At 65.5% G+C, this 26,681-nt stretch carries 19 protein-coding genes, 3 tRNA genes and 3 rRNA genes; 7 read left to right on the forward strand and 18 right to left on the reverse strand.

The window, feature by feature from the left end; translation table 11 throughout:
* Positions 1 to 125: 125 nt before the first annotated feature.
* The 15 genes from ACW176_RS04515 to ACW176_RS04585 form a co-directional block, all read right to left on the reverse strand.
* Positions 126 to 202, reverse strand: a tRNA-Met gene (locus ACW176_RS04515).
* Between the two features lie 72 nt (positions 203 to 274).
* Positions 275 to 389: ribosomal RNA gene (gene rrf / locus ACW176_RS04520) — 5S ribosomal RNA — on the reverse strand.
* Between the two features lie 113 nt (positions 390 to 502).
* Positions 503 to 3,292 (reverse strand): 23S ribosomal RNA (locus ACW176_RS04525).
* Positions 3,293 to 3,545: 253 nt separating this feature from the next.
* Positions 3,546 to 3,621, reverse strand: a tRNA-Ala gene (locus ACW176_RS04530).
* 71 nt (positions 3,622 to 3,692) lie between these two features.
* Positions 3,693 to 3,769 (reverse strand) — tRNA-Ile (locus ACW176_RS04535).
* Positions 3,770 to 3,963: 194 nt separating this feature from the next.
* Positions 3,964 to 5,447, reverse strand: a 16S ribosomal RNA gene (locus ACW176_RS04540).
* Together the 16S, 23S and 5S rRNA genes with 3 tRNA genes alongside form the textbook arrangement of a ribosomal RNA operon.
* An 836-nt stretch (positions 5,448 to 6,283) precedes the next feature.
* A complete protein-coding gene (locus tag ACW176_RS04545) occupies positions 6,284 to 6,604 on the reverse strand; it encodes a 2Fe-2S iron-sulfur cluster-binding protein (protein ID WP_419319151.1) in 321 nt (106 codons plus the stop codon).
* 32 nt (positions 6,605 to 6,636) lie between these two features.
* On the reverse strand, positions 6,637 to 7,866 hold the full coding sequence (locus ACW176_RS04550) for an NAD(P)/FAD-dependent oxidoreductase (RefSeq protein WP_492111874.1): 1,230 nt from the start codon (positions 7,864 to 7,866) through the stop codon (positions 6,637 to 6,639).
* A gap of 98 nt (positions 7,867 to 7,964) precedes the next feature.
* On the reverse strand, positions 7,965 to 8,747 hold the full coding sequence (locus tag ACW176_RS04555) for a succinate dehydrogenase iron-sulfur subunit (protein WP_492111058.1): 783 nt from the start codon (positions 8,745 to 8,747) through the stop codon (positions 7,965 to 7,967).
* A 7-nt stretch (positions 8,748 to 8,754) separates the two neighbouring features.
* The gene (gene sdhA, locus ACW176_RS04560) at positions 8,755 to 10,542 is read right to left on the reverse strand and encodes a succinate dehydrogenase flavoprotein subunit (protein ID WP_419319153.1); all 1,788 of its coding nucleotides are present in this window, start codon (positions 10,540 to 10,542) and stop codon (positions 8,755 to 8,757) included.
* The gene (sdhD, locus tag ACW176_RS04565) at positions 10,542 to 10,946 is read right to left on the reverse strand and encodes a succinate dehydrogenase, hydrophobic membrane anchor protein (protein WP_419319154.1); all 405 of its coding nucleotides are present in this window, start codon (positions 10,944 to 10,946) and stop codon (positions 10,542 to 10,544) included. The genes sdhA and sdhD overlap by 1 nt, the downstream gene beginning before the upstream one ends.
* A 2-nt stretch (positions 10,947 to 10,948) precedes the next feature.
* Positions 10,949 to 11,356: a succinate dehydrogenase, cytochrome b556 subunit gene (gene sdhC / locus ACW176_RS04570; RefSeq protein ID WP_419319155.1), complete on the reverse strand. Its 408-nt coding sequence runs from the start codon at positions 11,354 to 11,356 to the stop codon at positions 10,949 to 10,951.
* A 125-nt stretch (positions 11,357 to 11,481) separates the two neighbouring features.
* A complete protein-coding gene (locus ACW176_RS04575; protein ID WP_492111059.1) occupies positions 11,482 to 12,102 on the reverse strand; it encodes a GDP-mannose pyrophosphatase in 621 nt (206 codons plus the stop codon).
* Positions 12,103 to 12,113: 11 nt separating this feature from the next.
* Entirely contained in the window at positions 12,114 to 13,232 is a 1,119-nt protein-coding gene (gene zapE, locus ACW176_RS04580) for a cell division protein ZapE (protein WP_492111060.1), read from the reverse strand.
* A gap of 43 nt (positions 13,233 to 13,275) precedes the next feature.
* On the reverse strand, positions 13,276 to 13,899 hold the full coding sequence (locus ACW176_RS04585) for a hypothetical protein (protein ID WP_492111061.1): 624 nt from the start codon (positions 13,897 to 13,899) through the stop codon (positions 13,276 to 13,278).
* A gap of 110 nt (positions 13,900 to 14,009) precedes the next feature.
* On the opposite strand from ACW176_RS04585, the gene ACW176_RS04590 reads away from it, so the two are divergent.
* The 7 genes from ACW176_RS04590 to trxA all read left to right on the forward strand — a co-directional run bounded on the left by ACW176_RS04590 (position 14,010) and on the right by trxA (position 24,121).
* Positions 14,010 to 14,873 (forward strand): GNAT family N-acetyltransferase, encoded by an 864-nt coding sequence (locus ACW176_RS04590; RefSeq protein ID WP_492111062.1) that lies wholly within the window; start codon positions 14,010 to 14,012, stop codon positions 14,871 to 14,873.
* The gene (tsaE, locus tag ACW176_RS04595; RefSeq protein WP_492111063.1) at positions 14,870 to 15,316 is read left to right on the forward strand and encodes a tRNA (adenosine(37)-N6)-threonylcarbamoyltransferase complex ATPase subunit type 1 TsaE; all 447 of its coding nucleotides are present in this window, start codon (positions 14,870 to 14,872) and stop codon (positions 15,314 to 15,316) included. The genes ACW176_RS04590 and tsaE overlap by 4 nt, the downstream gene beginning before the upstream one ends.
* Positions 15,282 to 16,394: an N-acetylmuramate/N-acetylglucosamine kinase AmgK gene (gene amgK, locus ACW176_RS04600; protein ID WP_492111064.1), complete on the forward strand. Its 1,113-nt coding sequence runs from the start codon at positions 15,282 to 15,284 to the stop codon at positions 16,392 to 16,394. Before tsaE ends, amgK begins: the two co-directional genes overlap by 35 nt.
* A complete protein-coding gene (murU, locus tag ACW176_RS04605) occupies positions 16,391 to 17,110 on the forward strand; it encodes an N-acetylmuramate alpha-1-phosphate uridylyltransferase MurU (protein WP_492111065.1) in 720 nt (239 codons plus the stop codon). Before amgK ends, murU begins: the two co-directional genes overlap by 4 nt.
* A complete protein-coding gene (gene addB, locus ACW176_RS04610) occupies positions 17,107 to 20,079 on the forward strand; it encodes a double-strand break repair protein AddB (protein WP_492111066.1) in 2,973 nt (990 codons plus the stop codon). Before murU ends, addB begins: the two co-directional genes overlap by 4 nt.
* Before the next feature lie 133 nt (positions 20,080 to 20,212).
* Positions 20,213 to 23,674: a double-strand break repair helicase AddA gene (addA, locus tag ACW176_RS04615; protein ID WP_492111067.1), complete on the forward strand. Its 3,462-nt coding sequence runs from the start codon at positions 20,213 to 20,215 to the stop codon at positions 23,672 to 23,674.
* A gap of 111 nt (positions 23,675 to 23,785) precedes the next feature.
* The gene (gene trxA / locus ACW176_RS04620; RefSeq protein ID WP_419253718.1) at positions 23,786 to 24,121 is read left to right on the forward strand and encodes a thioredoxin; all 336 of its coding nucleotides are present in this window, start codon (positions 23,786 to 23,788) and stop codon (positions 24,119 to 24,121) included.
* Positions 24,122 to 24,206: 85 nt separating this feature from the next.
* On the opposite strand, the gene ACW176_RS04625 is transcribed toward trxA, so the two are convergent.
* The 3 genes from ACW176_RS04625 to ACW176_RS04635 form a co-directional block, all read right to left on the reverse strand.
* Positions 24,207 to 24,317 carry a hypothetical protein gene (locus ACW176_RS04625; RefSeq protein ID WP_012288846.1) on the reverse strand — a complete coding sequence of 37 codons (111 nt, stop codon included), beginning with the start codon at positions 24,315 to 24,317 and terminating at the stop codon, positions 24,207 to 24,209.
* Positions 24,318 to 24,428: 111 nt separating this feature from the next.
* Positions 24,429 to 25,742: a bifunctional folylpolyglutamate synthase/dihydrofolate synthase gene (locus tag ACW176_RS04630; RefSeq protein ID WP_492111068.1), complete on the reverse strand. Its 1,314-nt coding sequence runs from the start codon at positions 25,740 to 25,742 to the stop codon at positions 24,429 to 24,431.
* An 8-nt stretch (positions 25,743 to 25,750) separates the two neighbouring features.
* Positions 25,751 to 26,680 (reverse strand): acetyl-CoA carboxylase carboxyltransferase subunit beta, encoded by a 930-nt coding sequence (locus ACW176_RS04635; protein WP_492056177.1) that lies wholly within the window; start codon positions 26,678 to 26,680, stop codon positions 25,751 to 25,753.
* Position 26,681 lies beyond the last annotated feature (1 nt).

Genomic DNA, 26,681 nt, shown 5'->3' on the forward strand with positions numbered 1-26,681 from the left:
TGAAGGGCTGAATATTCAGGAAGACTGACGCGGCGCGCATCGAAAGGTGCGCGCCGTTTGCTTTTGGCCGCCGCAACACTTAGCACAAACGAAAACGGCCTCCCGAAGGAGGCCGTTCTAGATCTTGGGTGCGGGGACAGGATTTGAACCTGTGACCTTCAGGTTATGAGCCTGACGAGCTACCGGGCTGCTCCACCCCGCGGCGAAGTTGGTAGTTGGTGATCGTGAGGTAGGGGGACTTTGAAGTACGACTTGATTGGCATCCTTTTAGCGGACCTGGCGGCGACCTACTCTCCCGCGCCTTGAGACGAAGTACCATTGGCCCAGGGGGACTTAACGACCGAGTTCGGAATGGGATCGGGTGGGGAACCCCCGGCATAGCCACCAGGTCAGCAAAAAGGATGCGTGCAGAACGTTTTGAGGCGTTCTGGTTATATCAAGTCGAAGAAGACATCGTATGTCTGAGCTCTACAAAGAGCATTTGCATAGGTTTGGCTGAAGAACGATCAAGCCTATCGAGCTATTAGTACCAGTAAGCTACACGCCTCACAGCGCTTCCACACCTGGCCTATCAACGTGGTGGTCTTCCACGGCTCTCAGCGAGACCTTGTTTTGAGGTTAGTTTCCCGCTTAGATGCTTTCAGCGGTTATCTAGTCCACACTTAGCTACCCTGCTGCACAGCTGGCGCCATGACAGGTCCACCAGAGGTGTGTCCATCCCGGTCCTCTCGTACTAGGGACAGATCCTCTCAAGTCTCGTACACCCACGGCAGATAGGGACCAAACTGTCTCACGACGTTCTGAACCCAGCTCACGTACCACTTTAATCGGCGAACAGCCGAACCCTTGGGACCTGCTCCAGCCCCAGGATGTGATGAGCCGACATCGAGGTGCCAAACTTTGCCGTCGATATGGACTCTTGGGCAAAATCAGCCTGTTATCCCTAGAGTACCTTTTATTCGTTGAGCGATGGCCCTTCCACGCAGGACCACCGGATCACTATGGCCGACTTTCGTCTCTGCTCGACTTGTCAGTCTCGCAGTCAGGCGGGCTTATGCCATTGCACTCGACGACCGATTTCCGACCGGTCTGAGCCCACCATCGCGCGCCTCCGTTACACTTTGGGAGGCGACCGCCCCAGTCAAACTGCCCGCCACGCCATGTCCCGGACCCGGATAACGGGCCGCGGTTAGACGTCAACAACAATAAGGGTGGTATTTCAAGGATGGCTCCACCGAGACTGGCGCCCCGGTTTCATAGCCTCCCACCTATCCTACACATGTTGTTGCTAACGCCAAGGCGAAGCTGCAGTAAAGGTTCATAGGGTCTTTCCGTCTGACCGCGGGAACCCCGCATCTTCACGGGGAATTCAATTTCGCTGAGCCCATGCTGGAGACAGTGGGGAAGTCGTTACGCCATTCGTGCAGGTCGGAACTTACCCGACAAGGAATTTCGCTACCTTAGGACCGTTATAGTTACGGCCGCCGTTTACCTGGGCTTCAGTTCGCTGCTTGCACAACTCCCTTTAACCTTCAGGCACCGGGCAGGCGTCAGACCCTATACGTCGCCTTACGGCTTCGCAGAGCCCTGTGTTTTTGATAAACAGTCGCTACCCCCTGGCCTGTGCCACTCTACTCTGGTTGCCCAAAGCAGAGTCACGCTTATCCCGAAGTTACGCGTGCAATTTGCCGAGTTCCTTCAGCATGGTTCTCTCAAGCGCCTTGGTATACTCTACCTGCCCACCTGTGTCGGTTTCGGGTACGGTCTCCGTTGGAGTTATTTCCAGGGACCTGTTCACTGCCCAGAACAATCCAATAAGCCCAGACAATTTACCAGATCCGTCACTTCCAACTGGTTCAGGAATATTCACCTGATTCCCATCGACTACGCCTTTCGGCCTCGCCTTAGGGGCCGACTAACCCTGCGCAGATTAGCTTTACGCAGGAACCCTTGGGCTTTCGGCGAGAGTGTCTCTCACACTCTTTATCGCTACTCATGTCAGCATTCTCACTTCCGATACCTCCAGCAAGGCTCACGCCTCACCTTCAACGGCTTACGGAACGCTCCGCTACCGCGTGCAGTAAACTGCACACCCATACCTTCGGCGTCTGGCTTGAGCCCCGTTACATTTTCCGCGCAGGTTCGCTTGACCAGTGAGCTGTTACGCTTTCTTTAAATGATGGCTGCTTCTAAGCCAACATCCTGGTTGTCAAAGCAAACCCACATCGTTTCCCACTTAGCCAGAACTTGGGGGCCTTAGATGATGGTTAGGGTTGTTTCCCTTTTCACGACGGACGTTAGCACCCGCCGTGTGTCTCCCGGATAGTTCTCTTGGGTATTCGGAGTTTGATTAGAATTGGTAGAGATCGCTCCCCCCGCATCCATTCAGTGCTCTACCCCCCAAGGAATACGTCCGAGGCACTACCTAAATAGTTTTCGCGGAGAACCAGCTATGTCCAGGTTTGATTGGCCTTTCACCCCTATCCACAAGTCATCCGAGAATTTTTCAACATTCACCGGTTCGGTCCTCCAGTAAGTGTTACCTTACCTTCAACCTGCTCATGGATAGATCACCTGGTTTCGGGTCGTCATGCGACGTACTTATTCGCCCTATTCAGACTCGCTTTCGCTGCGCCTACACCTAACGGCTTAAGCTTGCACGGCACATGAAGTCGCTGACCCATTATACAAAAGGTACGCCGTCACCACGCTCGGTGGCTCCGACTGCTTGTAGGCTTCCGATTTCAGGATCTGTTTCACTCCCCTTGTCGGGGTGCTTTTCACCTTTCCCTCACGGTACTTGTTCACTATCGGTCATTGAGGAGTACTTAGGCTTGGAGGGTGGTCCCCCCATGTTCAGACAGGATTTCACGTGTCCCGCCCTACTCGAGTCTGTCGCTATTTGACGCTTACGGGGCTCTCACCCACTATGGCCGACTTTTCCAAGTCGTTCAGCTTTATGTCACGACAGCACTGGCCTGGTCCCGGTTCGCTCGCCACTACTACGGGAGTCTCGGTTGATGTCCTTTCCTCCAGGTACTGAGATGTTTCAGTTCCCTGGGTTTGCTTAATGGAGCCTATGTATTCAGCCCATTATACCTCTTCTGACCAACCCACTACGTATCCGGCCGAAGCCGAAGACAAGTGGAGTGACCATAAAGGTGGGTTTCCCCATTCGGAGATAGCCGGATCAAAGGGTGCTCGCGCCTCCCCGGCTCTTATCGCAGCGTGCCACGTCCTTCATCGCCTCTCAATGCCAAGGCATCCGTCAGAAGCCCTTATGCGCTTGATCGTTCTCAGCAAAACCCATGCGCTTACCGTCTAGGGACGGCTCGCATGCGCTTTGTATTCAGTCAGACATTTGATGTCTTCTTCAAAGTCCGCCCTAAAACCAGCTGCATCCCCAAGGGGAGATACAGGCGGCGGGAGAACCCTACCTTCACGATGTCATTATCGCAGACCGCGCATGCCTCATTGAGGCAACAGTCGCAGCTGCAAACTTGATCAATCCTCGATCGCGTTACCAAACCTTCCGAATGAAGGGATGGTGGAGCCAGACGGATTCGAACCGACGACATCCTGCTTGCAAAGCAGGCGCTCTACCAACTGAGCTATGGCCCCTTACACACTGTGTAAGCTGCTTAAGCCCAGGAGAGCCTGGTCGGTTACGTTCCGCGGTTCAGGGTGGAGAGTGGTAGGCCCGACAAGATTTGAACTTGTGACCTCACGCTTATCAAGCGTGCGCTCTAACCAACTGAGCTACGGGCCCATAGGCCGCATAGACCAAATTCCGTCCTCATGGCGCTAGGCCAATCTGAACGGAACCCGTTCCTGGGCTCGCGATCGCCTCGATAACCTGATCGGTTATCAAGGAGTGGAAAGAGAAACGAAGACGGCGGCGATCCGCTCATCTGTATATTTTAGACGCTTCAATAGGCCAAAGCCTGGAGAAGCAGTCCTTAGAAAGGAGGTGATCCAGCCGCAGGTTCCCCTACGGCTACCTTGTTACGACTTCACCCCAGTCGCTGACCCTACCGTGGTCGCCTGCCCCCTTGCGGTTAGCGCAGCGCCTTCGGGTAGAGCCAACTCCCATGGTGTGACGGGCGGTGTGTACAAGGCCCGGGAACGTATTCACCGCGGCATGCTGATCCGCGATTACTAGCGATTCCAACTTCATGCACTCGAGTTGCAGAGTGCAATCCGAACTGAGACGACTTTTAGGGATTGGCTCCCCCTCGCGGGATTGCAGCCCTCTGTAGTCGCCATTGTAGCACGTGTGTAGCCCACCTTGTAAGGGCCATGAGGACTTGACGTCATCCCCACCTTCCTCCGGCTTACCACCGGCGGTCCTATTAGAGTGCCCAGCCAAACCTGATGGCAACTAATAGCGAGGGTTGCGCTCGTTGCGGGACTTAACCCAACATCTCACGACACGAGCTGACGACAGCCATGCAGCACCTGTGTCCCAGTCCCCGAAGGGAAAACCACATCTCTGTGGCGGTCCGGGCATGTCAAAAGGTGGTAAGGTTCTGCGCGTTGCTTCGAATTAAACCACATGCTCCACCGCTTGTGCGGGCCCCCGTCAATTCCTTTGAGTTTTAATCTTGCGACCGTACTCCCCAGGCGGAGTGCTTAATGCGTTAGCTGCGTCACCGACATGCATGCATGCCGACAACTAGCACTCATCGTTTACAGCGTGGACTACCAGGGTATCTAATCCTGTTTGCTCCCCACGCTTTCGAGCCTCAGCGTCAGTAACGGACCAGTATGTCGCCTTCGCCACTGGTGTTCTTCCGAATATCTACGAATTTCACCTCTACACTCGGAGTTCCACATACCTCTTCCGTACTCAAGATAGCCAGTATCAAAGGCAATTCCAAGGTTGAGCCCTGGGCTTTCACCTCTGACTAAACTATCCGCCTACGCTCCCTTTACGCCCAGTAATTCCGAGCAACGCTAGCCCCCTTCGTATTACCGCGGCTGCTGGCACGAAGTTAGCCGGGGCTTCTTCTCCGAGTACCGTCATTATCGTCCTCGGTGAAAGAATTTTACAATCCTAAGACCTTCATCATTCACGCGGCATGGCTGCGTCAGGCTTTCGCCCATTGCGCAAGATTCCCCACTGCTGCCTCCCGTAGGAGTTTGGGCCGTGTCTCAGTCCCAATGTGGCTGATCATCCTCTCAGACCAGCTAAGGATCGTAGCCTTGGTGGGCCTTTACCCCACCAACTAGCTAATCCTACGCGGGCCGCTCTAATGGCGATAAATCTTTCCCTCGAAAGGCTTATCCGGTATTAGCTCAAGTTTCCCTGAGTTGTTCCGAACCAAAAGGCACGTTCCCACGTGTTACTCACCCGTCCGCCACTAATCCCGAAGGATCCGTTCGACTTGCATGTGTTAGGCCTGCCGCCAGCGTTCGCTCTGAGCCAGGATCAAACTCTCAGGTTGAGTTGACCGCTAACACAGACTTCAATTCCAAGGGGAAAACCGAGGAATTGGTTCTGGTTTGCATAGTATCTTGACGAGTTCCCATTCACATCGATGGATCAAAACCGAAGTTTTGCTCCAATGATATTCATGGTGTCTTCAAGAGACCGCATTTGTCAGCGTTCGAGATAGACCTTTTCAGTCTATCGCCAGAGCGCCGCCGCCTGCGTTTCTCTTTCCAAATCAACAATGTCAAAGACCCAGAGCCGAAGCTCCCAGAACCGCCTCTCAGCAGCACCACCGTTTTGCGCCCGGTGTCGGCGGAGGCGGCTATCTATCCAACCTCGAATTCCGTGTCAAATCGTTTTTTGCAAAACGTTTCGAACCGAAGTGGCTAACCCAGGAAATCCCGGATCCACCAGAGTGGGCAGCTTCTAGAGAAGCTGGCCTAGTCAGTCAACCGATTATTTTGAAGAAACTTCAGAACAACTGGCTGATAGACTTGACACCGCGCCGCTGAATTCTTGCGAAGACTTGGCGGCGATGCCCGGAGCGGCGCTTCTAAAGAGGCGACACTCCGAAGTCAACCAACTCGTTTCGAACTTTTCGAAACCCGGAAACCCGGGAAACGAAGCGCAAAAGAATGGACCAGGGCCGCCTAGGCTTCCCTCGTGTGTCCATCACCGAGTCGATTGGAGCGCGGAGACTAACGAAGCGACCCGGGCGATGCAAGCACCCTTTCGGGGGCCGCGCCGTCCGGCCGCGTTGCGGTTCCGAGCGAGGGGGGGATTTAGTCCCGCGCCCCGCTCATGGCAAGCCCTTCGTGACGATATAACGACGCTTTCTGGGAAGCTTGCTTAATGCTGGCTTTCCGGGAGCCGGACGATCAGGCCGTCCAGGGCGTCACTGACCTTGATCTGGCAAGACAGGCGGCTGTTGGGCTCGACGTTCTCGGCGAAGTCGAGCATCGACTCTTCCATAGCCGACTTGTCACCGGTCTTGGAAAGCCAGGCGTCGTCGACATAGACATGACAGGTGGCGCAGGCGCAGGCCCCGCCGCAATCGGCGTCGATACCCGGGACATTGTTCTTAACAGCGCCCTCCATGACCGTCAGGCCCGGCTTGACGTCGAGGGCGTGTTCAACGCCGTTGTGCTCGATATAGGTGATCTTGGCCATGCGGTGTCCTTGAGTTCCCCTTTGGGCGGCTTTCAGGCCGCCACGTCCTTCATTGATATCGTCGGATCGGTGAGCTTTTCCACCGAGACCGGCGTGCGTTTGGCGATCAGTTGCTTGCCCGCCATGAATTCGGGCGGCGCATTGACCGCCTCGACGGCCTGGATCAGGTCGCCCTTCATATGGAAGACCGCGAACTTCGCCGCCGCGACATCGCCGCGCACGATGATCCGGTCGGCGTCGAACGGCAGGCCGGCGATCTGCAGCTTCAGGTCATACTGATCGGACCAGAACCACGGCACCTCGGGCGCAGGACCCGGGCGGCCGACAATGGCGGCGGCGGCTTGCTTGGCCTGTTCCAGCGCATTGGGCACGCTCTCCAGCCGGACCTGGCGCTCATAGAGCGGGAGCGGACGCTGGCTGACGTCGCCGATCGCGAAGATCCGCGCATCCCCGGTCCGGGCCTCCAGGTCGACGACCACGCCATTGGCGCAGTCGAGACCGGCCGCCTTGGCCAGATCGTCATTGGGAATGGCCCCGACCCCGACCAGGACGGCGTCGCATGCGACGATCCTGCCATCGGCAAAGCGCACCCCGGTCACCTGGCCATTCTCGCCCTCGAAAGCCTCGACGCCGGCATTGAGCTCGAAGGCCACACCCCGCGCCGTGTGATAGTCCTGAAAGAACGTCGAGAGCACAGGACAGGCCACGCGCGCCAGAACCCGCGCCTCGCGTTCAATGATCATGGCGTGCGCGCCGAGCGCGCGGGCCGAAGCCGCCGCCTCCAGGCCCACATAGCCGCCGCCGACCACAGCCAGGCGCTTGCCCGGACCCAGGGCGTTCTTGAGCAACTCGGCGTCGGCCGCCGTACGCAGGGCCATGACACCGGCCAGATCAGCGCCGGGGATCGACAGCATCCGGGCGCGAGCGCCGGTAGCCAGGATCAGATAATCGTAGGGGCAGGCCTCGCCCGAAGCGAGATGGACGACGCGTTCGACGCGGTCGATGCCGGTGACGACGCCGCCCAGTCGCAGGGAGACACCATTCTCGGCGTACCACTCGGCGGGCTTGAGGGAGAGAGAGTCGGCGTCGGCCTCACCCTTGAGCCAGCCCTTGGACAACGGCGGGCGCTGATAGGGCAGCAAGGGCTCGTCGCCGATCAGCACGATCGGACCGGTATGGCCGTACTGGCGCAGGAAGGACGCCGCAGAGCCACCGGCATGGCCGGCGCCTACGATGACCACGCGTGCGTTCAGATCGCCCAACTCAGATGCGTTCAAGACGCGCCCTCCCTTTCGTCAAAAGTGACGGCAGCGTCACCTTTTGGCAAGCGCCTTACGTGGAAGACTCGACAGCGAGCGCGTCAGACGACGCGCTCGACCATCATCTTCTTGATTTCGGCGATCGCCTTGGCCGGGTTCAGACCCTTGGGGCAGACCTGGGCGCAGTTCATGATCGTGTGGCAGCGATAGAGCTTGAACGGATCTTCCAGCGCATCCAGGCGGTCGCCGGTCGCTTCGTCGCGGCTGTCGATCAGCCAGCGATAGGCATGCAGCAGGGATGCCGGGCCCAGATACTTGTCACCGTTCCACCAGTAGCTGGGGCACGAGGTCGAGCAGCAGGCGCACAGGATGCACTCGTACAGACCGTCCAGCTTCAGGCGGTCTTCCGGGCTCTGCTTCCACTCGGTCTGCGGCTCGGGCGTGTCGGTGTGCAGCCAGGGCTCGACCGAGGCGTACTGCGCGTAGAACAGCGTCAGGTCGGGGATCAGGTCCTTGACCACCGGCGCGTGCGGCAGCGGGGCGATCTGCACGGCCTTGCCAGGCACTTCGGCCCAGCCATGAGTGCAGGCCAGGGTGTTGCGGCCGCCGATGTTCATCGCGCAGGAGCCGCAGACCCCTTCCCGGCACGACCGGCGGAAGGCCAGGGTCGGGTCGATGCTGTTCTTGATATAGAGCAGGGCGTCGAGGACCATCGGTCCGACCGCGTCCATATCAACGTCATACGTATCCCAGCGCGGATTGCCGCCCGCCTCGGGATCGTAGCGATAGATCTTGAAGGTCTTGACCTTCGTGGCTCCGGCGGGGGCTGGCCAGTGCTTGCCGGCCTTGACCTGGGAGTTCTTGGGAAGCGCGAGCTCGACCATCGGACCCTCAATAAACCCGTGCTTTAGGCGGGATGTAGGCGATGTCGTCAGACATCGTGTAGCTGTGGACCGGGCGGTAGTCGATCTTCACCTTGCCGGTGTCGACGTCGAGCCAGGCCAGGGTGTGTTTCATCCACTCGCCGTCGTTGCGATCGCCGAAGTCTTCGCGGGCATGAGCGCCGCGGCTTTCGGTGCGGTTGACCGCCCCGGCGACGGTGACCACGGCCTGGCCGATCAGATTGTCGAACTCGAGCGTCTCCATCAGGTCGGTGTTCCACACCAGACCGCGATCGGTGACCTTGATGTCCTTGGCCTTCTCCCAGACGTCCGCCAAGCGCTGGGCCCCGCCGTCCAGGGTTTCACCGGTGCGGAACACGGCGGCGTCTTCCTGCATGGCCTTCTGCATTTCAAGGCGCAGGGCGGCCGTGCCCTGGGTGCCGCTGGCGTTGCGATAGCGGTCGAAGCGCGCCAGGTGCGGGTCGGTCTGAGTGTCCTTGAGTTCCGGCTGGGTGGCGCCGGCCTTGAGGATCTCGGCGCAGCGCAGGGCGGCAGCGCGTCCGAACACCACCAGGTCGATCAGCGAGTTGGAGCCCAGGCGGTTGGCGCCGTGCACCGAAACGCAGGCCGCCTCGCCCACGGCCATCAGGCCGGGGATCACCTGGTCGGGATTGTCGCCCGACTTGGTGACGACTTCGCCGTGATAGTTCGTGGGGATGCCGCCCATATTGTAGTGGACGGTCGGCAGCACCGGGATCGGGGCCTTGGTCACGTCGACGCCGGCGAAGACCTTGGCGGTTTCCGAGATGCCGGGCAGACGTTCGTGCAGGATCTTCGGATCCAGGTGATCCAGGTGCAGGAAGATGTGGTCCTTGTTGGGACCCACGCCGCGACCTTCGCGGATCTCGATGGTCATGGCCCGGCTGACCATGTCGCGCGGGGCCAGGTCCTTCACGGACGGCGCATAGCGCTCCATGAAGCGCTCGCCTTCGCTATTGGTCAGATAGCCGCCTTCGCCACGAGCGCCTTCGGTGATCAGGCAGCCGGCGCCGTAGATGCCGGTGGGGTGGAACTGCACGAATTCCATGTCCTGCAGCGGCAGGCCGGCGCGCAGCGCCATGGCGTTGCCGTCGCCCGTGCAGGTGTGGGCCGAGGTCGCCGAGAAATAGGCGCGGCCGTAACCGCCGGTGGCCAGGATGACCATCTGGGCCTGGAAGCGGTGCAGGGTGCCGTCGTCGAGCTTCCAGGCGGTAAGGCCCCGGCAGACGCCATCTTCCATGATCAGGTCGAGGGCGAAGTACTCGATGAAGAACTCGGTGTCGTGGGCCAGGGACTGGCCATACATCGTGTGCAGCATGGCGTGACCGGTGCGGTCGGCCGCCGCACAGGTGCGCTGGATCGGGCCTTCGCCATAGTTCTTGGTCATGCCGCCGAAGGCGCGCTGATAGATCTTGCCCTCGGCCGTGCGGCTGAAGGGCACGCCCCAGTGTTCCAGCTCATAGACGGCGGCCGGCGCATTGCGGGTCAGGTACTCGATGGCGTCCTGGTCGCCCAGCCAGTCCGAGCCCTTGACGGTGTCGTACATATGCCAGCGCCAGTCATCCTGGCCCATATTGCCCAGCGAGGCCGAGATGCCGCCCTGGGCCGCCACGGTGTGGCTGCGGGTCGGGAACACCTTGGTGACGCAGGCGGTCTTCAGGCCGGCCTGGGCGCAGCCGAGCGCGGCGCGGAGGCCCGAGCCGCCGGCCCCGACGACGACGACGTCGAACTTGTGGTCGATAAACTTGTAGGCCGACATCAAAAGGCTCCGGTGAGGGCGACCTTCAGGATCGAGAAGACCCCGAGGAAGCCGCTAAGCACGCAGACAAAAATATTGAGAATGACCAGGGCGCTCTTGGTCGTGAACTTGTGGATATAGTCCTCGATCACGACCTGGACCGCGCCCTGCAGGTGGATCAGGGCGGCGATCAGCAGCAGGGCCAGCAGCACCGCGTTCAGCGGCGTGGCCAGCCACAGGGCGGCGCCCTCGAAATCACCGGCCGCCAGCCTGAGGCCGGCGAACACGCCCCACAGCGACAGGGGGATCAGGGCGATGCCCGAGACCCGCTCGGTCATGAAGTGGCTGACGCCATGGCGAGCCGCGCCCATGCCGCGCGCGCGCGACAGCGGGGTGCGGAAACGTTCCGACTTGATCTCGGCCATGATCAGAGCGCTCCCGTGGCGGCGGCGATCACCCAGGTGACGGCGGTGGCGACCACCGCGAAGGCGATCGCGGTCGCGCCCGTCAGGTCGGCGGTCTTCGGCGCAAAGCCGATGCCGGCGTCCCAGAAGGTCTGGCGGATCGCATAGGCGATGTTGAAGAACAGGGCGAAGGTCAGGCCCAGCAGGACCAGCTTGCCCAGCAGCGAGCCCATCACCGAGGTGTAGAGCGCGTAGCTGTCATGGCCCGAGGCCAGGGCCAGGGCCCACAGCGCCAGCAGGACCGCGCCGGCGTACAGGCCAACCACACAGGCACGGTGCAGGATCGAGCAGGCCATGGTGATATGCCACCGCCACACTTGAAGGTGCGGCGACATCGGGCGCTCGGGCAGCCCCCGGCTCGTGTCAGTCATGACAGGTCCAACCCCAGTAGCCTTTGTGCGTTGCGGGATGCTTTTAAGCGCGAGGACGGGGGTGTCAACGAAACCACCATAGTTGAGAAACGTTCTCAGCGCCGTTGCCGGCTTTCTGAGCCCAGCTACGGACCCGGACGCCGCAAGGATGCATCATCCGCCGCCGCGCGGAACACCGTCAGGGCCAGATGCTGCAGCAGCATGATGGTCTTGGCGTCCTGGATGCGGCCGTCGGCGATCATGGCCAGGGCCTCATCTATCGTGGGCTCCAAAACCTCGATGTCCTCGCCCTCGTCCGGGTGGCCGCCGCCATCGCCGATCCGCATGGCGCCGTCATACTCGGCCACGAAGAAATGCAGGGTCTCGGTGACCGAGCCCGGGCTCATGAAGGCCGTGAACACGTGGCGCACGTCGGCCAGGCGATAGCCCAGCTCCTCCTCGACCTCGGCGCGGATGCGCACTTCCGGCTCGGCGTCGTCGAGCAGGCCGGCGGCCGCCTCGATCAGCAGGTCGTCATGGCCGTTCACATAGGCCGGATAGCGGAACTGCCGGACCAGCAGCACCGTGCGGGCGGCCAGGTTGTAGGGCAGCAGCACAGCGCCATTGCCCCGGTCATAGGTCTCGCGGCTCTGGGTCTGCCAGGTTCCGTCGCGGCGCTTCCAGTCGAAGGTGGTCGTCTTCAGGACGTACCAGTTGTCGGAGAGCAGACGCTCCTCGCGGATCCTTATGCGGTCCCTCACGCTCACGACCTTCTCTCCTAATCCCGCACCCGGGCGACATAGCCGGCCGAACGCATTTCCTGCAGGCGCGAGACGGTGCGCTCGAACTCGAAGGCGCCGTCGCCGGCCGGATACAGCGCCTCTGGCTCCGCGTCCGCCAGCGCCACCAGCTTGGCGTCGGCCTCGTACAATGCATCGATCAGGGTGTTGAACCGCTTGGCCGCATCGCGGCGCTCGGGCGTCAGCTGTGGGATGTCTTCCAGGAACACCGTATGGAAGCGCTCGGCCAGGGCCAGATAGTCCTGCGGCCCAAGGGCCTGCTGGCACAGGCTGGCGAACGACGAGCGCAGCATGCCGCCGGCGGCGCGCGGCAGGCGGATCTTGCGGCCCAGCACTTCCAGGTTGGCGCCGGTCTCGGGCGCGCCGTCCAGCATGTCGGCCCACAAGCGCTCGAACTCGGCCTGACACGCCTTGTCGTTGGGCGACAGCCAGGTGCGCGCGGCCCGCAGGCGATCCAGTCGGAAATCCACCGGGCCCCGCACGGCCACCACGTCCAGCGCGCCCTTCAGCATCTCGATGAAGGGGACGAACAACTGGCGGTTCAGCCCATCCTTGTAGAGGTCGTCCGGCGGCCGGTTGGACGTCGCCACCAGGGTGACGCCATGGGCGAACAGCCCTTCAAACAACCGACCCAGGATCATCGCATCGGCGATATCGGTGACCTGCAGCTCGTCGAAGCACAGCAGCCGCGCCTGGCTGGCGATCAGCTCGGCGGTCGGGACGATCGGATCGTCGCCCTTGTGCTGGCCAAAGCGCGCCTTGCGCTGGGTCGCGTCGCCCTTGCGCCAGGCGTCGATATGGCCGTGAACCTCGGCCATGAAGGCGTGGAAGTGGATGCGCCGCTTGCGGGTGACGGGCGCGCTGTCGAAGAACAGGTCCATCAGCATGGACTTGCCGCGCCCGACCGGGCCCCACAGATAGACGCCGCGCTGGCTCTTGGGCTTGCGGCCAAACAGCGAAAAGCTGGGCTCGCCGGCCGAGTCCAGATCGGCCTCCAGCCGCGACAGGGCGTCGACGGCGGCGGCCTGGGCCACATCGGGCTTGATCTCGCCCTGGGCCAGGCGCTCGCGATAGGCGGTGCGTAGAGATGTCGGCATCAGGACTGCGGTTAGCGCGGGACGGCCGCCGGGAGCAAGCCGCTTAAGCCCCCAGCTCCTTGCGCACGAAGCGATAGGTCTCGCGCTTCTCGCAGGCGCAGGCCCGCATCTGGCCGTCCTTGGTCCACCAGACCATCAGCGGCCAGGCGAAGCTGACGCCATTGTCCTTCATCAGCGGGACCAGTTTTTCGACATTGGCGCGGCCGGCCTCGATCACCGCCGTGCGGGCGATGTCGCCGTCGGCGGGCTTGATCCCCGGCGCGGCCCAGGCCTCGACCGGCGTTGCGTCCCAGCGCTCGGCCAGGGCCCAGCTGCGATTGACCCAGAGCTCGGCGACGGTGGCGCGCTCGACGGGGGTGGACTTGGCGACGCCGTTCTTGTCGGCGCGGGCGATCTCGATCACCCGGGTGTCGACGCCTGCGGCATGCAGCTTGGGAAACTCCTCGGCCTTGAAGCGCACGCAGTCAGGACAGGTGCGGAAGCTGACCATGTAGAATTTCGGCCCCGCCAGGCCCGGCGAGACCCAGCCGGACTCCTGCAGGATCTTGGCGATTTCGGCCTGGTGCTTTGTGATCGTCTTGGGCCGCCAGCGCAGCTCCATGTTCCAGTATCCATAGGCGCCGGCCGTGATCAGGGCCACGACCAGCAGGGCGATCAGCCCGCGCATCAGGTTCTTCAAGTCCCGCACTCCCATGATCATCCCATCGTAAGCTCGACCACCGCGCGTCAGGCGTCAATTTTCCTGACATCGCCCGCAGCGGCGCCTAAGCTTGCGCCATGGTCAACGCTCCAGAGGCGCGCCCGGCGCCCCGACCCCGCCACATCGTCGACACGCTCATCGCCGAGCGTGCGCCCCGGCTGACAGCATCGCTCCTTTGGCCGCTGCTTCGCCCGCCGCTTTACGGCCTGCTGGGCTATAGCAGAGCGCGGCGGATGGCCGACACCATCGCCGGGATCGGCGGCCGCGCGGCGCTGGACCACGTCTCGGCGCTGCTGGACCTGAAGGTCGCGGTGCGGGGGCTGGAGCACATGCCCGCGACCGGCCGGACGGTCGTCGTCGCCAATCACCCGACCGGCATCGCCGACGGGGTGGCCGTGTACGACGTGCTCAAACAGGCCCGGCCGGACATCGTCTTCTATGCCAATGCCGACGCCCATCGCGTGTGCCGCCAGTTCGACGAGGTGCTGATCCCTGTCGAATGGGTCGAGGAAAAGCGCAGCCGCGAGCGCATGCGCCTGACCCTGGCGATGACCCGCGACGCCCTGGAAGCCGAACGCGCCCTGATGATCTTCCCGGCCGGTCGGCTGGCGGTGAAGGATGCCCAGGGCCTGCTGAGCGACCCGCCCTGGGCCGGCTCGGCCGTGTCGATCGCCCGCAAGTACGAAGCGCCGATCATCCCGATCCATGTCGCCGGCCCGTGGTCGACCCTGTTCCATCTGTTCGACAAGCGCTCGCAGGAACTGCGCGACATCACCCTGTTCCATGAGTTGCTCAACAAGACCGGCCGCAAGTTCGAGCTGATCGTCGGCAAGCCCATCGATCCCGCATACCTGGCCGCCGATACGGGGGAAGCCACAACCGACCTGAAGCGCTATGTGGAGCGGGTCCTGCCAAAGCACCCCGAAGGCGCCCTGACTTGAGCTCTCTCCAACTCGCTGACGAGGCCGCCACCCAGGACCTGGGCCGCGCCCTGGCCCGCGCCCTTCAGCCCGGCGACGCGCTCTGCCTGACCGGGCCGCTGGGGGCCGGCAAGTCGACCCTGGCCCGCGCCCTGATCCGCGCCCTGACCACGCCCGACGAAGAGGTGCCCAGCCCGACCTTCACCCTGGTGCAGTTCTACGAAACCGCCGGTTTCCCCCTCGCCCACTTCGACCTCTACCGCCTGACCGATCCTGACGAGGCCTATGAGATCGGCCTCGACGAAGCCCTCGACGACGGGGTCGCGCTGATTGAATGGCCGCAGAGACTGGAAGGGCGTTTGCCGGCGACTCGGCTCGATATAGAGATCGCCCTCGACGGCGACGCGCGACGCGTCACGATCACCCGGCATGGCGGATTTGAAGGACGCACCCTTGAGTTCTGAGCGCGAGACGGCCAAGGCCGCGTTCCTGTCCGCCCATGGTTATGGCGACACACGCCGCGAAAGCCTGGGCGGCGACGCCTCGACCCGCAGCTATGAGCGCCTGCATCGCGATGGCGATCAGAGCTTCATCTTCATGGACCAGCCGCCCTCGGTCGAGACCGCGCCCTGCCCGCCGGATGCGACGCCCGCCGAGCGCGCGGCGCTGGGCTACAACGCCCTGGCCCGCCTGGCCGCCGGGAGGGTGGACGCCTTCGTCGCCTGCGCCGGTTGGCTGAACGCTCAGGGTCTTTCCGCGCCCAAGGTGCTGGCCGCCGATCCGGCCGCCGGCCTGGCGGTGCTGGAAGACCTCGGCGACAACCTCTATGCCCGACTGATCGAGACCGGGACCGACGAAGCCCCGCTCTATGACGCCGCCATCGACGGCCTGCTGGCGATCCACGCCGCCCCGACCCCGAGCGTGCTGGACTTCGACGGCTCGACCTGGCCGCTGCTGGCCTATGACGACCTGGCCCTGAAGACGGCCCACGACATCTTCGTCGAGTGGCAGCCGCAGTTCCGCGATGTATCGTTCGACGCCGCCGCACTCGCCGACTGGGAAGCGATCTGGGCTCCGATCCGCAGCCTTGGCGAGGCCGGGGCGACGGTCTTCTGCCATCGCGACTATCACGCCGAAAACCTGATCTGGCTGCCGGAGCGCGAGGGCGCGGCGCGGGTCGGCATGCTGGACTTCCAGGACGCCGTCCTCGCCCATCCGGCCTGGGACCTGTCGATGCTGCTGCACGACGCCCGCCGCACCGTGTCGCCCGAGCGCGAGGCCGCCTGTCTGGACCGCTATCTGGCCGCCCGGCCCGAGCTCGACCGTGCCGCCTTCCTGGCCAACTATCACACCCTGGGCGCGCTCAACATCATCCGCATCCTGGGCATCTTCGCCCGGCTGGTGACCCGCGACGGCAAGCCGCGCTATGCCGACTTCATTCCCAGGCTGTGGACCTATCTCGACGTCTGCTTCGCCGATCCGGCGCTGAAGGACCTCAAGGCCTGGTTCGACGCCCACGTTCCGGCGGAGGCTCGCCGATGAGCGCCCCCAAGATCGCCATGGTGCTGGCCGCCGGTCTGGGCACCCGCATGCGCCCACTGACCGACGACCGGCCCAAGGCGCTGGTCGAGGTCGGCGGCCGGGTGCTGATCGATCACATGCTCGACCGGCTGGTCGAAGCCGGAGTCGAGACCGCCGTGGTCAATGTCCACGCTTTCGCCGACCGGCTGGAAGCCCATCTGATGGCGCGTCAGGCCCGGGGCCTTGGCCCGCGCATCATCATCTCCGACGAGCGCCCCCAGGCGCTGGAGACCGGTGGCGGCATCAAGCACGCCCTGCCCCTGCTGGGCGATGGCCCGGTCTGGGTGGCCAATATCGACTCCGTCTGGATCGAGAGCGACGCCCCCGCCCTCGACGCCGTCGCGGCGGCCTGGGATCCCGAGGCCATGGATGTGTGCCTGCTGCTGGCGTCGACCGCCGGGTCATTGGGCTTCCACGACACGGGCGATGTCTTCCTGTCCGGAGACGGTGTCGTGCGCTTCAAGAATCCCGGTGAGACCGCGCCCTTGGTCTATGTCGGCGTCCACATCTGCAAGCCCGCCATCACCGCCGACGGCCCTGAAGGTCCGTTCTCGCTGCTACCGATCTGGAAGGGCCTAGCCGCTGACAACCGCGTCCACGGCGTGTCGCCAGAGGGCCTGTGGATGCATGTCGGCGATCCCGGCGCGCGCGATCTGGCCGAGGCCAAACTGAAATGACCTTCAGCGGCCCTTTTGAACGCGAGGGGCCACGCTGGTTCTCGATCCCGGCCCACCGCCCGTTCGTCGACGACCTGGCCCGGGGCTTTCTGGCGGCGCTGGCGCACATGGGCCCCGAGGCCCTGCCCCGCGCCACGCTGCTGACACCGACCCGGCGCGGCGCCCGCGCCGTAGCCGACGCCCTGCTGGCCGCCAGCGACGGCAAGGCCCTGCTGCTGCCGCAGATCCGTCCGCTGGGCGACCTGGACGAGGGCGAGCCGCCGTTCGAGCCCGGCGACCTGGCGCTGGACCTGCCGCCCGCCATCAGCTCGCGCCGCCGCCGCTTCGAACTGGCCCGGATCGTGGTCGATCATGCCGACCTCCTGACCTTCACGCCCGGCGCATCCCAGGCCCTGGAAATGGCCAAGGCCCTGTCGGACTTCCTGGACAGCTGCCGGATCGAGGAGATCGACACCGACGGCAAGCTCGATGGTCTGGCCGACGGCGACCTGGCCCAGCACTGGCAGGTCTCGGCGAGATTCCTCAAGGCCGTTCTGGCCGCCTGGCCCGCGCGTTTGAAGGACCTTGGCCTGATCGATGTCGCCGACCGCCGCGTGCTGCTGCTGCGGGCCCTGGCCAAACGCTGGACCGAACATCCGCCGACCGAGGTGCTGGTCGCGGCCGGCTCCACCGGTACTGCCCCGGCCACCGCCGACCTGCTGCGCGTGGTCGCCGCCGCTCCGCTGGGCGCCGTGGTGCTTCCCGGTCTGGACGAAGACCTCGCCGAAAGCGCCTGGGACAAGGTCGGCGAGCAGCACCCGCAAGGCGCGATGCGCCGTCTGCTCGACCGGGCCGGCATCACCCGCGCCGACGTCCGCCCATGGTTTCCGCAGGCCGACAGTCGAGGCCGCTGGCGCCGTCGGATCGTCAACGAGGCCCTGCGTCCTGCCGAGGCCACCGCCGACTGGCTGGCCCAGATCGAGAGCCTGCGCGCCGAAGCCCCTGACCTCGATCCCGTCGCCGAGGGGCTGAAGGGCCTGTCGCTGATCTCGGCCCGCACCGAGGAAGAGGCCGCCAGCGCCTGCGCGCTTCTCCTGCGCGAAGCGCTGGAGACTCCGGGGCGGACCGCCGCCCTGGTCACGCCCGACCAGACCCTGGCCCGACGCGTCACCGCCCGTCTGGCCCGCTGGGGCGTGATCCCCGACAGCTCGGCCGGCGCGCCCCTCGCCGCCAGCCCGGCCGCGATCCTGGCCCAGCATCTGGCCGGTCTGGTCGCCGATCCGCTGGATCCCGTGCGCCTGCTGGCCCTGGCCAAGCATCCGCTGGTGCGGTCCGAGGAGGATCTCGAAGCCTCGACCACGCTGGAGCTGAAGGGCCTGCGTGGCCCCTCCCCGCGCTCGGCCGAAGCCCTGCTGGCCAAGCTGGACGATCACCCGGCCGCGCTGGCCCTGGCCCAGCGCCTGCTCGCCGCCGTCGCCCATGCCGCCGCGCCCTATGTCGACCAGATGGCCCCGCCGTCCAAGGCCGCGCTGGCCCTGACCGAGGCGCTGGAGGCCCTGACCGGTCCCGACCGCCTGTGGATCGGCCAGGCCGGCGAATGCCTGGGCGGCCTGCTCTCCACCCTGATCGAGGACGGCGTCGTCCTGCCGCCGGCCAAGCCCCAGGCCTTCGCCGACATCCTCGACCGGCTGGTCAATGAGGAGACCCTGCGGGTCGGCGGCGCCAGCCATCCGCGCCTTCGGATTCTGGGGGCCATCGAGGCCCGACTGGTGCGCGCTGACCGGCTGGTGCTGGCGGGGCTGGAGGAAGGCATCTGGCCTCAGGGCGCGCCGATCGATCCGTTCCTGTCGCGGCCGATGCGCGCGACCCTGGGCCTGCCGCCGCCCGAGCGCCGGGTGGGCCTGACCGCCCACGACTTCGCCCAGGCCGCCAGCGCGCCGGACGTTATCCTGGTCCATTGCGAGCGACGCGGCGGCGCGCCCGCCGTGGAATCCCGCTGGCTGTGGCGACTAAAGACCCTGGCCGGCGGCGCGGGCCTTTCCCTGCCCCGCCGCGACGACGCCCTGGACTGGGCCCGCGCCCTCGACGCGCCCGGACCCTATGCGCCCTATCCGCGTCCCGCCCCCACCCCGCCAGTCGAGGATCGCCCGCGCCGGATGGCCGTCACCCGCGTCGAGGCCCTGACCCGAGACCCCTACGCCGTCTGGGCGCGCGACATCCTCAAGCTCTATCCGCTGGAGCGCCCCGACGAGCCGGTCGAGGCCCGGGCCCGAGGCACCGCGATCCATGCGGCCTTCGAGAAATTCTCCGAGGATCATCCAGGGCCTGTGCCGGCCAATGCCGCCGTGATCTTCGAGGCGCTCTATATGAGCGAGCTGGTCTCGGCCGGCATGCCGCCGACGGCCCTGGCCCGCGAGCGCGCGCTCGCCAAGGAGGCCGCCGCCTGGGTCGCCGACTGGGAGCGCCAGCGCCGGGCCGGCGCCGAGCAGATCATCGTCGAGGCCGAAGGCGTGCTGACCTTCGACATCGACGGCCGCGCCTTCACCCTGACCGCCAAGGCCGACCGCATCGAGCCCACCCGCGACGGTCTGGCCCACATTCTCGACTACAAGACCGGCGCCGCGCCCAGCAAGAAACAGGTCGAGACCGGCTTCTCGCCGCAACTGACCCTGACGGCGGCCATTCTGCTGAACGGCGGATTCAAGGACCTGCCGGATCGCAAGCCCGGCGACCTGACCTATGTGCGGGTCACGGGCCGCAAGCCGGCGGGCCTCGAAGAGGTGCGCGTCACGGGCGCTGAAAGCGAGCACGCCGCCGTCCAGGCCCTCGACGGCCTGCGCACCCTGATCCGCCGCTATGACGACCCGGCCCAGCCCTATCGCTCACGCACCGCGCCGCAGTTCGTCAAGGACCATCCCGGCGACTACGCCCACCTGGCGCGGGTGTTCGAATGGTCGACGAGTGGCGACGACGGGGAGGGTTCGGAGTGAGGGGCTTTCTAACACTGATCCTCCCCCTCCGGGGGAGGTGGCCCAGAGGGTCGGAGGGGGCCAGCACGGCCGGCTTCCAGCTAGCCCCCTCCGTCGCCTCCGGCGACACCTCCCCCAGAGGGGGAGGACCTAAATGACCGTTCCCGATCCCCAGCGCCTCGCCGCCGACCCCGCGATCAGCGCCTTCGTCACCGCCAACGCCGGTTCAGGCAAGACCAAGACCCTGATCGACCGGGTGGCGCGGCTGCTGTTGGCCGGCTCCACGCCCGAGGCGATCCTGTGCGTGACCTACACCAAGGCCGCCGCCGCCGAGATGCAGCGACGGTTGTTCGAACGCCTGGGCGCTTGGTCGGTGACCGCCGACGCTGCCCTGCGCACCGAGCTCTCCAAACTGGTCGGCGAGCCGGAGGCGGCGTTTGACGCCGGCGAGCTTTCCAAGGCCCGCGCCCTGTTCGCCCGCGCCCTGGAAACCCCCGGCGGCCTGAAGATCCAGACCATCCACGCCTTCTGCGAAAAGCTGCTGCGGCGGTTCCCGCTGGAGGCGGGGGTCTCGCCCGGCTTCGTGGTGATGGACGACTCGGCCGGCGCCGCCGTGGCCCGCGCCGCGCGGCGCACCGTGGCGACCTATGTCGACACCCACGAAGACGCGTTCGCCGAGGCCTATGCCCGGTTCTCCGTCGCCCTGGATTTCGCGGCCTTCGAGTCGATGTTCGGCACGTTCGAGATCCGGCGGGGCGAAATCACTGCATACTTCGCCAAATGTGGCGACCTTACCGGCGCGATCGAGGATGTCTGGCAAACCTGCGGCTTCGACGAACCCACCGACCCCGAAGCCGTCGCCGCCGAGGCGATGGCCGAGCTGGATCCCGACCTTTGGGAAGCCTGCGCCAGCCTGCTGGAGTCCAGCGGCAAGATCCGCGACACCGAACACGCCGCCCGGCTGCGCGTCACGCTGGCCACCCAAGCCTTCGGCGACGCCCTGTCGGCGCTGTTCACCGACAAGGAAGAGCCCCGCAAGCACCTGCAGACCACCACGACCTTCAAGGCGCGGGAAGATCTGCGCGAGGCGCTGCTGGAGGAGACCGACCGGCTGTCGTTTGTTCGCCAGCAGGTCCGCGCCGCCCAGGTGGCGCATGACACGGCCGGGGCCCTGCGTCTGGCCTCGCTCTACATCCTGGCACACGCCAACGAGAAGGCGTCGCGCGGCGCCCTGGACTTCGCCGATCTGATCGAGCGCACCCGCGTGTTGCTGACCGAGAAGGTCGACGCCGCCTGGGTGCTCTACAAGCTGGACGGCGGGGTCGATCACATCCTGCTGGACGAGGCCCAGGACACCGCGCCGGAACAGTGGGCGATCCTAAAGGCCCTGACCGACGATTTCTTCGTCGGGGCTGGCGCAACAGGTTGGCGCAAGGGTCGCGACAACCGGACAATGTTCGTGGTCGGCGACCAGAAGCAGTCGATCTATTCGTTCCAGGGGGCAGATCCCAGCCGGCTGCTGATCGAGACACAGACCTATATCGCCAAGATCGCCGATGCCGAGCGCGAGGGCTCGGCGGTGCGGCTGCTGGTGTCCTACCGCTCTACCCGCGAGGTGCTCAGCTTCGTCGACACGGTGTTCGGCGCGCCCGAGAATAGCGTCGGCCTGATGCCCACCGGCGGCGACCTTGAACCGCATACGCCCTTCCGCACCGACGGCCCCGGCTGCGTCGACCTGTGGCCCCTGACCCGCGAGCGGCCCGGCGAGGAGCGCGACGCCTGGGAGGCCCCGCTCGACGCCGAGACCGAGCACAGCGCCAATCGCCGCCTGGCCGAAGCCATCGCCAGCGAGATCGCCGGCATCCTGGCCCGCGGCGACGAGGTGCACGACAAGGACCGCAAGGTCCGCCGCCCCGCCCATGCCGGCGACATCCTGATCCTGGTGCGTCGCCGCAAGGTGCTGTTCGAGGAGATCATCCGGGCCCTGAAGCGTCGCAATGTGCCCGTGGCCGGCGCAGACCGCCTGTCCCTGTCGGCCCACATCGCCTTCGACGACCTGCTGGCGCTTGGCCGCTTCGTGCTGTTCCCCGACGACGACCTGACCCTGGCGGCCCTGCTGAAGAGCCCGTTCTGCGGTTTGACCGACGATGACGTCTACGCCCTGGCCAGGAGCCGCAAGCCGCGCACGTTGTGGGCGACGCTGTCGCTGCGGGCTGACGAGGACTCGCGCTGGGTCGCCGCCCGCGATCTGCTGGCCTGGGCGCTGGTCGAGGGCCGCAAGCGCCAGCCGTTCGAGTTCTTCGCCACCCTGCTGGGCAAGGTCGACGCCGCCGGCCTGTCCAACCGCGCCAAGGTGCTGACCCGCCTGGGCGGCGAGGCCGACGAAGCGCTGGACGAGTTCCTGGCCCAGGTGATGAACGCCGAGCAGCGCAATATCCGCGACCTGGAAGCCCTGGTCGCCGACTTCGCGGCCCTGGACATCATCGTCAAGCGCGAGATGGAAGGCGCCCGCCGCGAGGTGCGGGTGATGACCGCTCACGGCTCCAAGGGTCTGGAGGCGCCGATCGTCTTCCTTCCCGAGACCACGGTAAAGCGCGGCGCGGGCGGCTCTCCGCTGCTGGCGACGGAAGAGGGCGGCGTCCTGTGGTCGACCGGCAAGAGCGCCGACTGCGCCGCCTCGACCCGGGCCCGCGAGCTGCGCGACAAGAAGGAAGCCGAGGAGGCCCTGCGGCTCTACTACGTGGCCCTGACCCGGGCCCGGGATCGCCTCGTGCTGTGCGGCCGCATCGACGCTCGCACCAAGGACGAGAACGTCGGCGGCTGGTACGCGGCGGCCAAGGCGGCCTTCGCCCATGCCGACATCGCCCCCGAGGTCCGCGAAATCGGCGATCCCGACGCGCCGATCCTGCGCTATGGACCCGATCCCAAAGCCTTGCCTCAGGAAACCCTGGCCCCGGTCGCCGCCGCGTCCCTGCCCGTTTGGGCAAAGGGAATGGCGGCGGTCGAGCCGGCCATCGCCCGCTATGCCGCACCTTCGCGGATCGAAGACGAGGCCGACAGCCGCGCCCCGGCCCCCTCGCCCCTGGCCAAGGTCGAGGGCCTGGGCCGCTACCGGCGGGGCGAGATCATCCACCGGCTGTTGCAGATCCTGCCCGACGTGGCGCCGGCCGAACGCCGCGTGGCGGGACAGCGGCTGCTGACAGCCGAACGCGATCTGTCCGACGATCAGCGGCTGGAAATGGCCGCCGCCGCCTTCGGGGTGCTGGAGGACGACCGCTTCGCCGCCGTGTTCGGCCCCGGCTCACGGGCCGAGGTGGCCCTGGCGGGGACCAGCGCCCTGTTGCCCAAGGGCCTGGCGATCTCGGGTCGGGTCGACCGGCTGGTGGTGACGGACGCGCGGGTTCTGGTGGTCGACTACAAGACCAACCGCCCCGCCCCGGCCAGCATCGAGGCGGCGGATCCGGCCTATCTGGCCCAGATGGCGGTCTATGTTGCGGTGCTGCGCGAGGTCTTCCCAGACCGGCCCGTCGAGGCGGCTCTGGTGTGGACGGATGGGCCCAAACTGATGCCGGTTCCAGAAAAGGTGATGTCCGATGCCCTGCGACGGATCGGCTAGGCCGTTGCCGGAAACGTCTGCGGCGCCTACATCTTCTTCAAGCGCTCGCGACGACTCGCGGGCTTTTCTTGTTTCGCGCCGTTCAGAGCGGCGCCCTGATGGAGCGACCCCATGAGCACGGTGACGGTGACCGACGAGACCTTCGAACGCGACGTGCTGCAGGCCGAAGGCCCCGTGCTGGTCGATTTCTGGGCCGAATGGTGCGGCCCCTGCAAGCAGATCGCCCCGGCCCTGGAGCAGATCTCCGAGGAACTCGCCGACCACGTGATCGTGGCCAAGGTCAATATCGAGGACAGCCCCACGACCCCGTCGCGCTACGGCGTGCGCGGCATTCCGACCATGATGCTGTTCCGCGGCGGCCAGATGACCTCGATGAAGGTCGGCGCCATGCCCAAGCAGAAGATCCTGGAATGGCTGACCGAGGCTGGCGTTCAACAGCCCGCCTGATTCTTCCCGGCCCAGACTGAGATCCAGCCGCCCATCCCGCCATGCGGGGTGGGCGGTTTGGTTTCGTGGCCTACGTCTTGGTCCCCTACTTCTTGGCAGACGTGACGATGAACGGCGAGACCGAGGCCGGGGCGGCCTTCTTGTCGGCCTTTGGTTTGCGGACTTCCTTGTTGGACTTCTTTTGACCCTTGGCCATGGGCGGCTCCTGCCAGGACGGGCGCGCCTGCCGGGGATGTCCAGCGGGCCGAGCCGCCCTATCGGCGTTCCCCAGCCATACGCCCGCTGAGGCCCGCGCCCAAGCTCTGGTTCAGGTCGGCCAGGTTTCCGGGCTCATCGCCAGCACTTCGCCGGCCAGGTACAGCGAGCCGCAGATCAGCACATGCGGGGTCGGCGACAGGGCCAGGGCCTTGCTCAGGGCGTCTTCGAAACCGTCGCAGGCATGAGCCCGCAGGCCGGCCAGTTCAGCGGCGGCGGCGGTCTGGGCGGCCGGCGCGGCGGCGTGGCCCTCAAAGGTGACCGTGAAGACCTGCGGCTTCAGCGACGCGAACGGCGTGAAGAAGCCGGTGGCATCCTTGTTGGCCAGCAGGCCCGAGATCAGCGCCACGGGCCGGCCATCGCGCGCCGCCAGGTCGCCCAGCGCCCGGGCCACGGCCGTTCCGGCATGGGGGTTGTGGCCGCCGTCCAGCCACAGGTCCGCGCCCGCCGCCTTGGCCCTGTCGGCGAGCGGACCCGTCGTGAGGCGCTGGAATCGGGCGGGCCAGACCGCGCCGGCGATCCCGGCGGCCATGGCGGCCTCGTCGATGCGCGGGTCGTTCATGATCAGCAAGGCGGCGACCGCCAGGCCGGCATTGGCGAACTGGTGCTCGCCGGGCAGGGACGGCGCGGGCAGGTCCAGCAGGCGATCCTGCATCTGCACTAGCAGGCGGCCGCGCTCGTTCCAGGCGTCGAAATCGCGGCCCATCATGACGGGCTCGATCCCGGCCAGGGCGGCGGCGGTGTCGATCACATCCTCGGCCTCGCGCCACTGCCGGGCCGAGACGACGGGCGCGTCGGGCTTGATGATCCCGGCCTTCTCAACGGCGATCTGGCCGATGGTGTCGCCCAGAAACTCGCGGTGATCGATGTCGATGGGCGCGATGACGCTGATCGCCGGGGTCACGACATTGGTCGCGTCCAGCACGCCGCCCAGCCCGACCTCGACGATGCACAGGTCGGCCGGGGCGTCGGCGAAGGCGATCAGGGCGGCGGCCGTAGTGATCTCGAAAAAGGTGATGGGCAGGCCGGCATTGGCCTCTTCGACCCGGGCCAGCACATCGGCCAGCTGCGCGTCGGTGATCAGGGTCCCGGCCAGGCGGATGCGCTCGGCGAAACGGACCAGATGCGGCGAGGTGAAGACATGAACCTTCAGGCCCGCCGCCTCGGCCATGGCCCGCAGATAGGCGACCGTCGAGCCCTTGCCGTTGGTGCCGGCCACGTGGATCACCGGCGGCAGGCGGTCCTGCGGATTGTCCAGAGCCGCGCACAGTCGCCACATCCGGTCCAGCGACAGGTCGATCAGCTTGGGATGCAGGGCCTGCAGCCGCGCCAGGGCGGCGTCATGGACGCGGAGGTGGTCGGTCACGGCGAGGCTCAAGCCGCCTTGCGACGACCCATCATCAGGGTGGTCAGGATCGAGCCCAGCACGGCCGGCAGCTCCTTGCGCGGGGTCACGCGGTCGACCATGCCCTTTTCGACCAGATATTCCGAGCGCTGGAAGCCCGGCGGCAGGGTCTCGCGGATGGTCTGCTCGATGACGCGCGGACCGGCGAAGCCGATCAGGGCCCCCGGCTCGGCCAGGTGGACATCGCCCAGCATGGCGTAGGAGGCGGTGACGCCGCCGGTGGTCGGGTCGGTGAGGACCACGATATAGGGCAGGGCCGCGTCCTTCAGTTCGTTGATCGCCAGGGTCGTGCGGGCCATCTGCATCAGCGACAGGGCGCCTTCCTGCATGCGGGCCCCGCCGGCGGCGGTGAAGGCGATCAGCGGAACGTCACGTTCCAGGGCGGCGCGGGCGGCGGCGACGAAGCCTTCACCGGCGGCCATGCCCAGCGAACCGCCCATGAAGGCGAAGTCCTGGACCAGAACCACGGCCTTGGCGCCGCCGACCACGCCGTGGGCGATGGCCATGGCGTCCGGCTCGCCGGTCGCCTTGCGGGCCGCGATCAGGCGGTCCTTGTAGGGCTTGCCGTCCGAGAAGTGCAGCGGGTCTTCCGGCACCGTCGGGGTCGGCAGGCTTTCGTAGACGCCGTCATCGAAGGTGAACTTGAAACGGGCTTCCGGCCCGATGCGCATATGGCGTCCGGCCGGAGTTACCCACAGGGCAGCCTCCAGGTCGGAGCGGAAGATCATTTCGCCCGTATCAGGACATTTGACCCAGAGGTTCTCGGGCGTCTCGCGCTTGGCGAAGGCGCCGCGCACGCCGGGCGCGATTCGCGAAAGCCACCCGCCGCCGCGTCGGCCTTCAGCCGAGGCCTTTGATTTGTCGCCCTTTTTCGGGTCCTGGGGTTCAGCCATAGCCATA

Source organism: Caulobacter sp. FV1ye13L (assembly GCF_058681155.1).

What these genes read in the sequence shown, in the direction of transcription:
- addB (WP_492111066.1), top strand. Translation starts at nt 17,107, where the DNA reads ATGACCTTCAGCGGCCCTTTTGAACGCGAGGGGCCACGCTGGTTCTCG.
- amgK (WP_492111064.1), top strand. Translation starts at nt 15,282, where the DNA reads ATGGCGGATTTGAAGGACGCACCCTTGAGTTCTGAGCGCGAGACGGCC.
- sdhA (WP_419319153.1), bottom strand. Translation starts at nt 10,542, where the DNA reads ATGTCGGCCTACAAGTTTATCGACCACAAGTTCGACGTCGTCGTCGTC.
- ACW176_RS04585 (WP_492111061.1), bottom strand. Translation starts at nt 13,899, where the DNA reads ATGCGCGGGCTGATCGCCCTGCTGGTCGTGGCCCTGATCACGGCCGGC.
- murU (WP_492111065.1), top strand. Translation starts at nt 16,391, where the DNA reads ATGAGCGCCCCCAAGATCGCCATGGTGCTGGCCGCCGGTCTGGGCACC.
- ACW176_RS04625 (WP_012288846.1), bottom strand. Translation starts at nt 24,317, where the DNA reads ATGGCCAAGGGTCAAAAGAAGTCCAACAAGGAAGTCCGCAAACCAAAG.
- ACW176_RS04635 (WP_492056177.1), bottom strand. Translation starts at nt 26,680, where the DNA reads ATGGCTATGGCTGAACCCCAGGACCCGAAAAAGGGCGACAAATCAAAG.
- addA (WP_492111067.1), top strand. Translation starts at nt 20,213, where the DNA reads ATGACCGTTCCCGATCCCCAGCGCCTCGCCGCCGACCCCGCGATCAGC.
- ACW176_RS04555 (WP_492111058.1), bottom strand. Translation starts at nt 8,747, where the DNA reads ATGGTCGAGCTCGCGCTTCCCAAGAACTCCCAGGTCAAGGCCGGCAAG.
- trxA (WP_419253718.1), top strand. Translation starts at nt 23,786, where the DNA reads ATGAGCACGGTGACGGTGACCGACGAGACCTTCGAACGCGACGTGCTG.
- zapE (WP_492111060.1), bottom strand. Translation starts at nt 13,232, where the DNA reads ATGCCGACATCTCTACGCACCGCCTATCGCGAGCGCCTGGCCCAGGGC.
- sdhC (WP_419319155.1), bottom strand. Translation starts at nt 11,356, where the DNA reads ATGACTGACACGAGCCGGGGGCTGCCCGAGCGCCCGATGTCGCCGCAC.
- ACW176_RS04590 (WP_492111062.1), top strand. Translation starts at nt 14,010, where the DNA reads ATGGTCAACGCTCCAGAGGCGCGCCCGGCGCCCCGACCCCGCCACATC.
- ACW176_RS04545 (WP_419319151.1), bottom strand. Translation starts at nt 6,604, where the DNA reads ATGGCCAAGATCACCTATATCGAGCACAACGGCGTTGAACACGCCCTC.
- sdhD (WP_419319154.1), bottom strand. Translation starts at nt 10,946, where the DNA reads ATGGCCGAGATCAAGTCGGAACGTTTCCGCACCCCGCTGTCGCGCGCG.